This is a genomic window from Streptosporangium longisporum (assembly GCF_039534895.1).
Taxonomy (GTDB): Bacteria; Actinomycetota; Actinomycetes; order Streptosporangiales; family Streptosporangiaceae; genus Streptosporangium; species Streptosporangium longisporum.
Map to the genome: position 1 here is coordinate 158,046 of NZ_BAAAWD010000014.1, position 13,108 is coordinate 171,153.

At 72.7% G+C, this 13,108-nt stretch carries 11 protein-coding genes; 6 read left to right on the top strand and 5 right to left on the bottom strand.

Going from position 1 to position 13,108, the window contains the following annotated elements; translation table 11 throughout:
* Positions 1–428 precede the first annotated feature (428 nt).
* Positions 429–1,370, top strand: coding sequence for a trypsin-like serine peptidase (locus ABD832_RS24110; protein WP_344899201.1), 942 nt, complete (start codon positions 429–431; stop codon positions 1,368–1,370).
* A gap of 108 nt (positions 1,371–1,478) precedes the next feature.
* Positions 1,479–2,447: an ankyrin repeat domain-containing protein gene (locus ABD832_RS24115; protein WP_344899203.1), complete on the top strand. Its 969-nt coding sequence runs from the start codon at positions 1,479–1,481 to the stop codon at positions 2,445–2,447.
* A 68-nt stretch (positions 2,448–2,515) separates the two neighbouring features.
* Here the strand turns inward: ABD832_RS24115 and ABD832_RS24120 are convergent, their stop codons facing one another.
* Positions 2,516–3,652 carry an SMI1/KNR4 family protein gene (locus tag ABD832_RS24120; RefSeq protein ID WP_344899205.1) on the bottom strand — a complete coding sequence of 379 codons (1,137 nt, stop codon included), beginning with the start codon at positions 3,650–3,652 and terminating at the stop codon, positions 2,516–2,518.
* A gap of 351 nt (positions 3,653–4,003) precedes the next feature.
* Between ABD832_RS24120 and ABD832_RS24125 the strand changes: the two genes are divergently transcribed.
* Positions 4,004–5,635 carry a hypothetical protein gene (locus ABD832_RS24125; protein ID WP_344899207.1) on the top strand — a complete coding sequence of 544 codons (1,632 nt, stop codon included), beginning with the start codon at positions 4,004–4,006 and terminating at the stop codon, positions 5,633–5,635.
* 51 nt (positions 5,636–5,686) lie between these two features.
* Here the strand turns inward: ABD832_RS24125 and ABD832_RS24130 are convergent, their stop codons facing one another.
* Entirely contained in the window at positions 5,687–7,408 is a 1,722-nt protein-coding gene (locus ABD832_RS24130; RefSeq protein WP_344899209.1) for a DUF1349 domain-containing protein, read from the bottom strand.
* A gap of 110 nt (positions 7,409–7,518) precedes the next feature.
* Between ABD832_RS24130 and ABD832_RS24135 the strand changes: the two genes are divergently transcribed.
* Together ABD832_RS24135 and ABD832_RS24140 are read left to right on the top strand one after the other, a co-directional pair.
* Complete coding sequence (locus ABD832_RS24135) at positions 7,519–8,739, top strand: sensor histidine kinase (RefSeq protein ID WP_344899211.1); 1,221 nt, start codon at positions 7,519–7,521, stop codon at positions 8,737–8,739.
* Positions 8,736–9,410, top strand: coding sequence for a response regulator transcription factor (locus ABD832_RS24140; protein WP_344899213.1), 675 nt, complete (start codon positions 8,736–8,738; stop codon positions 9,408–9,410). The genes ABD832_RS24135 and ABD832_RS24140 overlap by 4 nt, the downstream gene beginning before the upstream one ends.
* Positions 9,411–9,505: 95 nt before the next feature.
* On the opposite strand, the gene ABD832_RS24145 is transcribed toward ABD832_RS24140, so the two are convergent.
* Both ABD832_RS24145 and ABD832_RS24150 read right to left on the bottom strand, forming a co-directional pair.
* Complete coding sequence (locus ABD832_RS24145) at positions 9,506–9,916, bottom strand: DUF6069 family protein (protein ID WP_344899215.1); 411 nt, start codon at positions 9,914–9,916, stop codon at positions 9,506–9,508.
* On the bottom strand, positions 9,913–10,845 hold the full coding sequence (locus tag ABD832_RS24150) for an NADP-dependent oxidoreductase (RefSeq protein WP_344899217.1): 933 nt from the start codon (positions 10,843–10,845) through the stop codon (positions 9,913–9,915). The genes ABD832_RS24145 and ABD832_RS24150 overlap by 4 nt, the downstream gene beginning before the upstream one ends.
* An 89-nt stretch (positions 10,846–10,934) precedes the next feature.
* Here ABD832_RS24150 and ABD832_RS24155 point away from each other — a divergent pair, with 89 nt between their 5' ends.
* A complete protein-coding gene (locus ABD832_RS24155) occupies positions 10,935–11,870 on the top strand; it encodes an AraC family transcriptional regulator (protein ID WP_344899219.1) in 936 nt (311 codons plus the stop codon).
* Positions 11,871–11,901: 31 nt separating this feature from the next.
* Here the strand turns inward: ABD832_RS24155 and ABD832_RS24160 are convergent, their stop codons facing one another.
* Complete coding sequence (locus tag ABD832_RS24160; RefSeq protein WP_344899221.1) at positions 11,902–13,050, bottom strand: NAD(P)/FAD-dependent oxidoreductase; 1,149 nt, start codon at positions 13,048–13,050, stop codon at positions 11,902–11,904.
* Between the last annotated feature and the right edge of the window lie 58 nt (positions 13,051–13,108).

Consider the following 13,108-nt stretch of genomic DNA (forward strand, 5'->3'; position numbering starts at 1 on the left):
GGCCCGGGGTGACGGAGCACGACCGCGCCTCACCCCGGGCACGGCAGGCCCCGATCGGGCGTTCCCCTCCTCTGGCGCGTTCGCGCCTCCCGGCGCACGGCGCGTCCACCCCGCGCCGCTCCGCGTCGCTCGCGAGAGCGGCGACGTCGGTCGCTCTACAACCAGAACGTGAGAGCCATCGGGCATCACCGTATCGAACATGTGATCTAAAACTTCTATGTCGGAGCTTCTGTCAGGGTTACGATCTTGCTGTTCGCCGGCCGTGTCGATCGGCCGGTTCTCCACACTGCGGGGCGCGAAGACGCCCCACGACCGAACGGAGATCGATCTTGAGGCGTGCGTTGATCGCGTTGGGCATCGGCTTGAGTGTGCTGGGTTCCACCGTCGTCACCGGGACGGCACGGGCCGCGAGCGTGACAGCGGTTCCGTTGGCCCACACCGTGGCGGCGGCCCAGCAGGTCGCGAAGTTCTGGCTCGCCGACGGGGCCGCCAACCTGAAGAACGCCACACCGTACGCCGTGCGGACCGCGGTCGGCGGGGAACGCCTGTCCACGGACATCGTCCCGGACGGTTCTCCGTTCTCCTTCCCGCCCGACGAGATGGAGACCATGCCGGAGGGGGAGACTCCCCTGACCTCGGGCAAGGTGTTCTTCATCGGCAGCGACCTCCAGCCGCACTGGTGCACCGGGACGGCCATGCGGTCGAAGTACTGGAACATCGTCGCGACGGCGGGTCACTGCCTGCTGGACGTCGAGGCCCCGGCCGGCCCGCTGGCCAACTGGGTCTTCGTCCCCGGCTACTCCGAGGGCACGACACCGTTCGGTCTGTACGTCGGCAAGCAGGGCTTCACCCACCATGACTTCGACGACATCCGGGACCACGACCGCGACTTCGCCTTCGTCAACGTGTACCGCGGTGTCGTCCTCTCCTCGCCGGACGTGCTGACCAGCGTCGGAAAGCTGACCGAGAACGTCGGCGGTCAGGGGATCACGTTCAACCAGCCGCTCGCACCCACGGTCGACGTCTTCGGCTACCCCGCCGGCCCCCAGCCCGACGGCAGCACGCCCTACACGGGCCAGACCCTCGAACGGTCGACCGGATCGACGTTCACGATGAAGATCACCGGCCTCCCGATGGACCGGCCGACGGGCGCGGACTCCTCCTTCACCGGTGAGGGCTCTCTCGGTTCCTCATGGCTGACCGGTTACACGAGCGACAACCGCGTGGGCTATCTCAACGGCATCACGATCAGTGTGGCCGACACCGATGGCGACGGCCGGTACGACACCGGCGTCTCGCCGTACTTCGACGGTCAGACGCTCACGGTCTACCGGAAGGCCTTCGACTACTGGACCGGTTCCATCGCTTAGACGGCTCCCGTTCCGCCGTGGCCCGCGCTTTCCACGGCTCATCCGGATCCGTCGGACTCGTACGTCATGATCGACGCTCCTGTGCAGTACGTCCCCTCAAGGAGTGCCATGGCCGTCACCGAAGGAGCCGGATGGTCCGGCCTGGGCTGGAACCCCTGGACGGATCTCGCCGCGATCCGTGCCCGGCTCGACGCGGGCGCCGACCCGAACTCGGGAACCGACCTTCACCGACCACCCCTTCACCACGCGGCCGAGGAAGGCTCACCGGAAGTGGTCGCGGAACTGGCTCGGCGCGTCGACGACGTCGACGCCGAGCACGAGGGCCGTACCGCACTCTGGCTTGCCGTCTTCAACGACCGCCCCGACAACGCCCGCGCCCTGGCCGCCGCCGGAGCCGACCCGTGGCGGCCGATGATGAACGGCTGGTCCCCCGGACGACTCAGTCTGGCCGGACCCACCCTTGGCCTGTTCTCCCTGCCCGCCGACGAGATCGGCCTGTCCGCCGACGAGACCGCCGCGGTGACGGAGGCCAGACGCCTGATCACCGCATTGGGGGACGTCGACACCGACGGCCTCGGCCTGGCCTGCGTGGCAGGTGTCGGCGCGGCCGAGGCGGTCCGGCGTCTGGAAGCCACATCGGCCGATGACGACGACATGGAAGCGATCACGAGGGCCCCCTGGCCGGGTACGGACACGGGCTTGGCCGTCGTCGGTGTCACGGACGTGCCGGGCGGATGCATCGTCAGTCAACCGTGGGGATACATCCCCTCCGTGATCAGCGTCAACGAGCGGCTGTCGATGGGCACCGTCTGCTATGGGCTGTACGTCAATCCCAAGAGCGGCAACCAGGGAAGCATCGCCCGCGACGGCGTCATCGAGGAATGGGACACGTATCCCGGCAGTGGCGACGTGTCCGACGACGAACCGTCCGAGGAAATCCTTGCCGCCTACCTCTACCAGGACGAGGCCGTGGCCTATTGCTGCGCCCGCGTGGGCCTGCGTCCGGCCGACGCCAGGTCGATCACCGGCCCACCAGACATGTGGCTGAGACTGCCCGGGCACCACTGGCGACACTGACCGAGCGACACGGCCAAAAACGGTCCGGCACGGGCCGGAGAGGGGCCGATCGCGTCGATCAGGACCGGTCAGCTGCGTCGCGTGGCGAGGATCTCGCGGCCCCGTTCCGGGGTGATCAGGCGGGCGGTCCGGGGATCGGCCAGCAGGGCGATCGGCACAAGGTGGTCGTCACCCAGGGGCCGCCACGTCGGCAGGGCCTCACGCAGGAGCGGCCAGGCGTCATCATGGCCGGGGGCGGAGAGGACGGCGCGTACGGCCGTGTCGAAGTCCGGGTTACCGAACCGGACCTGGAAGCCGGGCTCGGCCGCCCGCCTGCGGTGGTCGGCGATCAACTGCCGGACCCGGCCGGAACCGTGCTCCATCAGCCTGGCGACGATGGACCGGCCACCCCGGCAGCGATCGCGCTCGTGCTGGGCGAACAGGAAGGGCAGGATCTCCTGCGTGAAGAGGTCCTCGTCAAGGGTCCAGGACCGGTGGTCTCGTCCGAGGAGATGTTCGAATTCGTTGCTCGCGTCGGCGGAGCCCCATATGGCCGACATCTGGAACAGCAGGAAGGTGGCACGGTCCCGGCCGAAGCGCGAGGCCTCCTTCAGCACCGTCAGAGGTTCATCCACCTCCCCGGCCAGACTGGCGAGCCGGGCCTGTTCGACCTTCGCGTCCCACTCGCGTTGGGTCGCGCACCGCGGGCGGTTCAGGGCGTGGAAACCGGCGTAGAAGTCGTACATCTTCTCGTAGAAGGAGTCGTGGCGCTGCGGGCCTGACGCCGTCCACGAGAACATGTCGTAGGCGGCCCACTCCCCTCGCTCGTCCACGTCTCCCGGATCGAGGAAGACGACGCCGGCGTCCGCCTCCAGTGAGATCAGCAGCGGCCGCGAGAGAACCGCTCCCTCGCCTGCGTAGTCGTCCATGCCGTCGTAGAGGTCGGCCATGAAGGGATCCAGGTCGCGCATCCACCCGATCTCGTCGGTGTCGCGCAACCGCCACACGAAGTCGCCCGCGTCCCGCCAGCCGTTGGTGACCAGGAGAAACTCCCGGAACGAGGGGGGAAGCGCACATCCCAGACGTCTCTCAAGGGCCTCCACCTGTTCAGGAGACGCGGGGGGAAACCCGAGCCACGGATCGGCGTCCGGCTCCTCGGCCGGATTGACGAGCCGCCATTCCTCACTCCAGCGCTCCAGGAACGGCTTCCAACCGGTACGGTCCATGCGAACTCCCCTCACCTCGATCATGTCGCGCTCATCCCAGCAGAGACGACCGACATCGGAAGGCCCCCGAGGAGCCGGATTGCGGTCATGGCGACCTGAGGTGGACGGTGCACATCAGGTCGAACGCCGCGAAGTTTCCGCGAACCGGCGGCAGCGGGCGTTCGGCCGAGGCCGGGCGGGTACGCCGTGGCCGGACGTGGCGTGGGCGGGGCGGCCTCGGCAGGGCGGCATGAAGCCCCCCGGCGACGGCACGCACCACCCCGGACGCCCCGCCTCGGACGGAGTTGACGCGATATGCGCGGGCGGCCAGACTCCTCGAGTTGATCATCTGTCCGGACGCAGGAGTCCGCAATGCCGCCCAACGCCCTCGCCGGACCCAACCGGCAGGTATACCCGCTGTTCTGGTGGTGGCTGGCGTTCACGCTGTCGGCCTGGAACCTCGCGATCGCGTTCTTCCCCACGGCCGGTCTGATCGAGACGATCAGTTGCTCCTGGGTGGGGACCAAGCCCTCGCCCGAGTCGCGGTGGGAATGGATGGCACGGCTCGCGCCGGTCGAGAGCCACCTGACCTTCGCGATGCCCGTCGCGCTCGGACTGTGCATCTGGCTCATCGCCGCCCGGGGGGCCGGTCGTCCCCGCGTTCACCAGTGGACCGCCTTCACGGCCGTCGTCCTCGTCGTCGTGGACCACGGGCTGGAACACGCCATGACCTTCCTGGATCCGCTGCCCGAGGACGCGAGCTGCTCGGTGGACCCGGCCACGCTCAACGCCGTCGGCTGGGAGCAGACGGCCTGGACCCTCGCCCCTGCGGTGCTGGTGCTGATCGGCGCCGCGACCGGGGTCAGGGGGCCGGCGCGACCGCGCCCGCGGCCGTCATGGCGGGCGGTCACAGCCGTCCTCGTGGTGGTGGCGACGGTGGTGGCGGTGGTCGCCGTCCGGCTGATCCCCGGGCCGGTGACGGAGGCCGCGATCCGCGCCGCCGACGGGACCTCCCGGTACGCGCTGGTCAACGCCGGGAACCGCCTGGTGGTGCTGGACCTGACCGAGGGAACCGAGTCGGGCGTGGTCCCCGCGCCGGATCGGAGGTTCCACCGGTACACCTCGGTCGTGGCGGACGGCGAGCCGGGATGGTATCTGGCCGCGGTCACCACCGCGTGGAGGGGTGCCTTCGGCCGCCAGGCGTCACGGATCTATCGGGTCGCCCTGGACGGCTTCGGCGGCGCCACGGTCGGTGACCAGGTGGGCGGCGATCTCGAGGGGAGGATCGGCGATCTGGCGGTCTCCCCGCAGGGACGGGTGGCCTACTCGCGCGTGGTCACCGCCCCGGACGACCCTGGTGAGATCGCGACCACGGTGGCCGGCATCGCCGGTGAACGGCGGGAGTGGTCGGCTCCCGGTGGCCACGGACTCGGCGACTCCCGTGACGGTGCGCTGGGACTGCACTGGCGGGACGAGAACCGGCTGGTGTTCCGCGCCTTCCCCCGCAAGGCGCGGTCACCCCGCCTGGTCATGCTCGACGTCCGCCGGCCGGGCACGGACCTGCTCGCCGCCGAGACGCTCCAGAGCATGCCCTCCCTCGGTGACGGCATCGCGCTCACGCTCCCCGGCCGGGGCCGGACGGTCGTCCTGCAGACGGAGCCGGGAAGCGGCTGGGGCGGGCGGCTCCTGCTGGTCGAGCCGTCCGCGAGACGGCCCGTCGGGGCGATCCTCTCCCTCGGATGCGGAAGCGTCGTGTCGTTCGCCCCGGACTCTTCGGGCCGGTACCTGCTGGTCGGTGTGGACAACGCGGCCGGGGTGATGACGGGTGACCCGCCCGAGCCCATCTGCGGGGACGCTCCGCCGTACGAGTTGTTCCGGGTGGACCTGGACGGGACCTCCGGCTCACCCGCACCCGACGCGTACCCCGGAGACGTCCCCTCCCTGAACCTGCCCGGCCGCAGGATCTGGCAGGGCGAACGGGCGCTGGACGGCATCGCCTGGTAGCGGGTGCCCGGTACGGCGGCCGTGTTCCGCCGGCGACGTCGCCCCGTCCGGTCACCGGGGCGATCGCTCGCCGTCGCGGCGGTGTGACCGCAGGCGGACCAGGGCGAGGACGGCGACGGCGTAGCCGCAGAGCACGCCGAACCCGGCCCACCAGGGAAGCGGGGGGTAGCCCGCCGACGGCGCGTAGTGGGCGACCACCTGCGGGTACTCGCGGGCGGTCCGGTAGACGGCGAAGCCCGCGGCGGGGGTGAGGCGCAGCAGCCACCTGGCCACGTCGTCGGGCAGGATCGGCAGGACCGCCAGGAGGTACGGCAGGACGACCGCCGAGATCGCGACGAGGATCGCCGCCCAGGTCCGCCGCAACAGCGCGCCGAGAGCGAGCGCGAGCACGGCGGCGACCGCGAGCAGCGCGGCGGCACCGGCGACGACCCGCAGCTCGGTGAGGAGCGGTACCGGAAGGACGCCGGCACCGCCCGCGCGCAGGATCCGCGGGCCGGCCGCCACCACGACCGCTGCGGCGACCAGCCCGGCCGCGAAGGTGACCGCTGCCGTCACGACGGCCTTCGCCACGGCCGTACGGAAGGCGGGCGCCGCCCCACCGGACGCACCACCCCTCACGTCACCGGCCGTACCACCCGTCACGTCACCCGTCGCGCCACCGGTCATGCCACCCGTCACGTCACCCGTCGCGCCACCGGTCATGCCACCCGTCATGCCATCGGCCGCGCCACCCGTCACGTCACCGGGCGCGCCACCCGCCGGGCCCGGCCGGTACTCGGTGGTCATGAACCGTACGGCCACCACCATCACGATGACCAGGCCGACGACCAGGCCCGCGAGGGAGCCCTCCACGGCGTGACCCACTCCGGTGCCGACCGGCCCGATGTCGCCGGTTCCGGTGACGGTGAACGTGCCGTCCGACTCGACGAGACCGGGCGGCCGGTGGTGCCTCTCCCAGTCGGTGTGCCCCATCTCGCCCACGCTGCCGTGGCTCCATCCACCGGTGGACGTGCCGCCCCGCACGCTGACGTGGTCGAAGACGGCGGTGGCCTGGGTGAAGCGCGACTCCGGAAGGCTCGCTCCGAGGCCGACGCGGGTGAGGGTCAGGTCACCCGGGGACGCGACGAAGAGCCCGACCCGTACCGTCTCGGGCAGTGCGGGGAGGCGGGCGGTGCCGACCTTCGCCCACCGCGTGCCGTCGGCCGACTCGTGGCCGGTGACGGTGTCGCCGGAGCGGGTCAGCCGCAGCCAGCGCGGTGCCCGCGGCGAGACGCCGCCCGGGCGTCCGGCCGTGTCGTGGACGTAGTCGTGCTGCATCCGCACGCCGTGCGCGCCGGTGAGCATCAGCGCCGCGTAGGAGGAGCCCCGCGCGGTGCCGTCCTTGATGATGACGCCGGCCTTCGCCCAGGGGACGAGGCCGGGGACGATCTCGTCGTGGCCGGGCGGCGGGTAGGTGATGATGCCCGTCATGGACGTCAGGCGGACGGTGATCTCACCGTTCCTCCCCAGGGGCCGGTGGACGAGGTAGGACGTGTCGCTCACCGCCCGGCCGTGCGGCCCGGCCGGATCGGCGGGGCAGGGGACCTCCACCGTCCCGGCGGTGCAGGAGGTGCCGAGGCTCGTCGCGATCGCGGAGAGCACTCCGAGCAGGACGGTGACGAGGATCGCGGACGTCATGGCGGCCGTCCGGCCCCGGGTGCGGAACTTCCCCCACTCCCGTCGCACGCGTACGGTCAGGGACGGCTCGGCGGTGTCTTCACTGGATCGCGGCATGGGTCCGGTTCTACGGAACCGGCCGTGACACGGGCCGAACCGGTGCTGTCACATCGCTGTTAGGCGGGGCGGCGCATCCTGGAGGTCCGCACGCGAACGGGAGAGAACCGATGAGCAAGCCGCGACGCCCCGCGTCACCGAGGCGGACGGCGGGCCAGCGTTTCACCGCCCTGTACGCCGCGCTGTTCCTTGCGTCCGGTCTGGGACTGCTGGTCCTCACCAACCTGCTGGCCGGCGTCAGGGTGACCGAGCCCGCCCCCGGTCAGGGACCCGGCACACCGTGGCCCGGCCTCGCCCGGGAGCACGCCCACCGGCTCGAGGCGCAGCTCGTGGACGCCCAGGCGATCCAGTCGCGCCGGCTCCTGGCCGGTTCGCTGGTCGCGCTGGTCGTGATGGCGGTGATCTCGGTCCTGCTGGGCAGGTTCGTGGCCGGACGGGTGCTGCGCCCGCTGCGGACGATCACCGCGGCGACGCGGCGGATCTCCGCCGACAACCTGCACGAGCGGCTGGCCGTGCCGGGCCCGGCCGACGAGGTCAAGGACCTCGCGGACACCATCGACGAGCTGCTGGAACGCCTGGAGGCGTCCTTCGCCGCCCAGCGCCGGTTCGTCGCCGACGCCTCCCACGAACTGCGGACGCCGCTGACGACCATGCGGGCGTCGCTGGACGTGGCCGTGGCCAAGCCGCGGCCGGTGCCACCGCAGACGCTGGCGCTCGCCGACCGGCTCCGCACCGAGCTCGACCGGGTCGACGGCCTTCTGGAGAGCTTCCTCGACCTCGCCCGCGCGCGGCACGGCGAGTTCCGCGACCGCGTCCCGGTCTCGCTCGCGACCCTGGCGTCCGAGGCACTGGCCGCCCGCGCGGCCGACGTCGCGGAGAGGGACCTGACCGTCGAGGTCCGTACCGGGGAGGCCGCGTGGACCCGGGGCGACCCGACCCTGCTGTCCCGCATGGTGAACAACGTGATCGACAACGCGGTCGTCCACAACCGGCGCGGCGGCCGGATCCGGCTGGAGACCGGGACCCGCACCGGGCACGGCCCGGGGAACGGCATCGGGCACGGCACGGGGGACGGTTCGACGTGGCTGGTCGTGGAGACCGGCGGGCCGCCCCTCGACCCGGCGCAGGTCGCCCGGCTCACCGAGCCCTTCCGGCGGCTCGGTGCCGACCGGACCGGCTCCGAGACCGGCTCCGGCCTGGGCCTGTCGATCGTCGCGGCCGTCGTCGAGGCCCACGACGGCCTCCTGGACCTGCGCGCCCGGCCCGAGGGCGGCCTGCGCGTCACCGTCTCGCTGCCGCAGGCACCCGTACCGGAAGGCGCTGTCGCGTGAGGGTCCTGGTGGTGGAGGACGCGCGCTCGCTCGCCGAGGTGCTGGCCGAGGGCCTGCGGGACCAGGGCATGGCCGTCGACGTGGCCCACGACGGCCTGGAGGCCGCCGCGAAACTCGACCTGACCCCCTACGACGTGGTGGTCCTCGACCGTGACCTGCCCGGGATCCACGGCGACACCCTCTGCCGGATGATCGCCGAACGGGACGGGCGCGCGATGGTCCTGATGCTGACCGCCGCGGGCTCCCCGGGGGACCGGGTCAGCGGCCTCTCCCTGGGGGCCGACGACTACCTCGCCAAACCGTTCCACTTCCCCGAACTGGTCCTGCGCGTCCACGCCCTGGCCCGGCGCCGGCCGTCCGCCCGGCCGCGCACCCTGCGCGCGGCCGGGATCGAGCTCGACCCGGTACGCCGCACCGTCACCCGCGACGGCAGGAGGCTCGACCTCTCGGTCAAGGAGTTCGCGCTCCTGGAGGCCCTGCTGCGCGCCGGTCCCGCCTTCCTCAGCACCGAGGACCTGCTCGAACAGGTCTGGGACGAGAACGCCGACCCGTTCACCAACACCGTCGCCGTCACCGTCGGAAGGCTTCGCCGCAAACTGGGGAGCCCGCCGGTCATCACGACGACACCCGGGGTGGGGTACCGCATCACCGGCCCCGCCGAGGAGGCGTGACGCGGTGACGACCGCGGGAGCGCTTCGGTGGAACGCCGGCGGGCGTTTCCCGGGACACGGCCGTGCGGAGACCCGCTCTCAGGCGGAAGAGGGCGTCACGATGTCCGGCGGCCGAACACCGGGACGAGCACGGCGGCCACGGCGAGGTGCATCGCGGCCAGGGTCACCCGGGTCGCACCGGTGGCTCCGACCATGAACACCGGCAGGAACGACACGATCAGGACGGTGAGGGCCAGCACCGTCCAAACGGCCGGCGCTCGGCGGGTGACCCGCTGCAGCAGCGCGCGGGCACCCCATCCGAGCAGGGAGACGGCGAGCGTCACCATGGCGGCGAACGGCAGGTCGATGACCCCCGGTGGCCGGCCGTTGCGGGGATCGACGCGGAGTTCGACGCCCAGGGCGTGAGCCGCGGCCCACACCAGCACCGTGGACAGGACGGCGCCCGCGACGGCGAGAGCACCACGGCGGAGCCGCGGGGCCACGGCGACGGAGGCGGTGCCCGTCATGCGGGGCTCCCTTCCGGGACGATGATCGTTTTTCCGGGAAGCCGCCCGGCCTCGGCATCGCGGTGCACCGAGGCGAGCTCGGCGAGCGGACGGGACGCCTCGACGCCGACGCTCACCGCGCCGGCGTCGACCAGCTTCACCAGGGCGGCGAGGTGATCGGTGTCGTTGCGGACCACGAAGCGCACCGCTCTGAGCCGCGGTCCCGCCAGGTGCCCGACCTCGACCGTGGCCGACACCAGCACACCGCCCGGCCGGACCAGGGGCGCCAGCTCCGCGACCCGGGAGGGGTCGATCACGGCGAAGTTGAGCAGCGCGTCGACCGGCTCGTCCAGGGCGCCGGTGACGGGCGTCACGGTGTAGTCGACGATCCGGTCGGCTCCCAGCCGCCGGACCACCTCGGCGCTGCGCGGGCCCGCGGTGGCGACGACGTACGCCCCGGCGTACCTGGCGAGCTGGATGGCGAACCTGCCGATGGCGCCCGCGCCGATGACCAGCACCCGTTGTCCCGGACCGAGGTCCGCGTGCTCGAACACCGCCTGCCACGCGGTGACCCCGGCGATCGGCATGGCGGCGGCGTGCGCCAGCGGGACGGTGGTGGGCGCCGCCACCAGGGCCTCGGCCGCGGCGGTCACGTACTCGGCCGCCGCGCCACCGTCGAGCCGGCCGACGACCCGGTCTCCGACGGTGAGGGCGGACACGCCCTCACCGACCTCCTCGACGACCCCGGCGACGTCACTGCCGAGCGTGTAGGGCAGGGCGAGCGGGAACACCGAGCGCAGCAGACCGCGGCGCAATCCGGCCTCGGACGGATTGAACGATGTCGCGGCGACGCGGAGGAGGACCTCGCCGCCGCTCGGTACCGGCCGGGGGACGTCGTCGCGACGGATGACCGACGCGTCACCGTACCGGTGGATTCGCATGGCTTTCATGTGCTCAACCTACGGACGAAACAGAGGACGCTGAATGCTCGGGAATCCTGATTTCATACGTCGTCGTCTCTCAGACGTAGACTATGAGAATGGACGTGCTGAGTGACGTGCTCGCGGTCATGCGAACCGGCAGGCCCCGTTCGGTACAGGTCACCTGGCACGGCCCCTGGGCGCAGCGGTTCGCGCCCGTTCCCGGCGCCGTGGGCTTCCACGTGATCCTCCGGGGACCGTGCTGGCTCCTCCCTCCGGACGCCGACCCGCTGCCCCTGGCCGCCGGGGACGTCGTGTTCCGGCCCCACGGCCGGGGCCACACCCTGGCCGACGCCCCGACCACCCGGCCCGCCGGGCCCGCGTGCCGCCCGGACGAGCCCGCCCTCCTGCAGCGGTACGCCGTCGACACCGTCGGCGCCCCTTCCGAGGCCGGTGGCCCGGTCGCGGTGATCCTCTGCGGCGCCTACGAGCTCGACCCTGTCCTCGTCCACCCGCTGCTGCACGACCTGCCGGAACTTGTCCACATCCCCGCGCACCTCGGGCGCCACCCTGAGCTCCGGGCCGCCGTCGACCTGCTCACCTCCGAACTGACACGCCCCCGCCTCGGCACCGACGCGCTCATCCCGGCGCTGCTCGACACGCTCCTGCTGTACATCCTGCGCGACTGGTTCGACCAGCGTTCCGCGCTCCGCGCCACCGGCTGGGCCGCGGCGCTCAACGATCCCTCCATCGCCGCGGCGCTGCAGGCCATGCATCGCGATCCCGCACGGTCGTGGACCGTCGCCGACCTCGCCACCGAGGCCCGGCTGTCACGCGCCCCGTTCGCCCGTCGCTTCACCGCCCTCCTCGGCCAGCCGCCGCTGACCTATCTCACGTGGTGGCGCATGACCACCGCCGCGCGGCTTCTCCGGCAGACCGACGCGCCCCTGAGCACCATCGCCGGCGAGGTCGGCTACGGCTCCGAGTTCGCCTTCGCCGGCGCGTTCAAGCGCCGGTACGGCACCGCACCCGGCAGGTACCGCCGCCAGGCGTAGCGGACCGCCGTCACGGGCCGGTTCCACCGGCTCACCGGCGGGAGACGCGCGGCGCTCCGGCCGCGGGCCGTGGGCCGACGTCGGGGAACGAGCCGTCGCCGAACAGGATCCGCGCCGCCAAGGCACGACCGGCACGACCGGCACGGCCGCGCAGCACGGTCACCGCCGCCTCCGCCACAGCCGGGGACCGGATCCCGGCGAACGCGCGGCGCAGCAGCAGCCGGCCCCGGAACCGGGCCCGCAGCGCGTCCCCGTCGTACCGGCTCAGCACGCGCCGGTCGCCGGTGCGCAGGTACTCGGCGGTGACCGCCGCGGCCAGTTCGGACATGCGCAGGCAGGGGTCCAGCCCACCGGCCGTCAGCGGCGACACCGCGCCGGCGGCGTCCCCGACGAGCAGCCCGGAGGGGCACGCCAGCCGTCGCAGCACGCCGCCGACCGGGATCGGACCGCCCCGGCGCTCGACCGGCCCGGCCGGCGGTGCGCCGCCGGGCGCGTCCGCGGCGAAGGCGTCCAGCAGGTGGCGGACGCCGGTGCGCATCGCGTCCGGGTACCCCGCGACGCCGACGTGCGCGTGCCGGCCGTCGTCGATGACCCATCCCAGGTACCCCGGGGCGATCCGGGGGTCCAGCACGCAGTGGAACGCCGGGACGGTGGTGCCAGGCGCGACCGGGTAGAGGATCTCGGCGCCGACGAGGAGGCGCCGGTTGACGTCGAGGCCGAGGTCCCGGGCCACCCGGGAGCGGGCGCCGTCCGCGCCGACGACGAACCGTGCCCTCATCGGTTCCGCGTCCGCGAACCGCACGACGCCCGCGGACACGCCGACGTACCGTACGCCCGGCAGGACCCGGGCCCCGGCCGACTCCGCCGCGCGGCGCGCGTGCTGGTAGACGGCCGCCATGTCGGCCACGCGGTACTCGTCCCGGTCGCTGGTGAGCCGGACCGGTGCCCGGCGCGACGGCGGGTACAGCAGCACGTCCCGCACCCCGGGCCCCAGCAGGTGGTCCGGCAGGTCGAAGTCGTCGAGGGTCCGGCGCACGAAGATCCCTGTCGTGCGGATGCCCGCCGACAGCGACCTGCGGCGCTCGACCACCGTCACGTCCAGTCCCCGCCGGGCGAGCAGGCGGGCCGTGTGCAGGCCGGCCAGGCCCGCTCCCACGACCAGTACATCCACTGTCTGCATGTCATGCGACGTTAGGGACGATGTCCCGTCCGCACGACGGTCTGCACGCTACCTGCCG

What these genes read in the sequence shown, in the direction of transcription:
- ABD832_RS24115 (WP_344899203.1), top strand. Translation starts at nt 1,479, where the DNA reads ATGGCCGTCACCGAAGGAGCCGGATGGTCCGGCCTGGGCTGGAACCCC.
- ABD832_RS24120 (WP_344899205.1), bottom strand. Translation starts at nt 3,652, where the DNA reads ATGGACCGTACCGGTTGGAAGCCGTTCCTGGAGCGCTGGAGTGAGGAA.
- ABD832_RS24125 (WP_344899207.1), top strand. Translation starts at nt 4,004, where the DNA reads ATGCCGCCCAACGCCCTCGCCGGACCCAACCGGCAGGTATACCCGCTG.
- ABD832_RS24130 (WP_344899209.1), bottom strand. Translation starts at nt 7,408, where the DNA reads ATGCCGCGATCCAGTGAAGACACCGCCGAGCCGTCCCTGACCGTACGC.
- ABD832_RS24135 (WP_344899211.1), top strand. Translation starts at nt 7,519, where the DNA reads ATGAGCAAGCCGCGACGCCCCGCGTCACCGAGGCGGACGGCGGGCCAG.
- ABD832_RS24145 (WP_344899215.1), bottom strand. Translation starts at nt 9,916, where the DNA reads ATGACGGGCACCGCCTCCGTCGCCGTGGCCCCGCGGCTCCGCCGTGGT.
- ABD832_RS24150 (WP_344899217.1), bottom strand. Translation starts at nt 10,845, where the DNA reads ATGAAAGCCATGCGAATCCACCGGTACGGTGACGCGTCGGTCATCCGT.
- ABD832_RS24155 (WP_344899219.1), top strand. Translation starts at nt 10,935, where the DNA reads ATGGACGTGCTGAGTGACGTGCTCGCGGTCATGCGAACCGGCAGGCCC.
- ABD832_RS24160 (WP_344899221.1), bottom strand. Translation starts at nt 13,050, where the DNA reads ATGCAGACAGTGGATGTACTGGTCGTGGGAGCGGGCCTGGCCGGCCTG.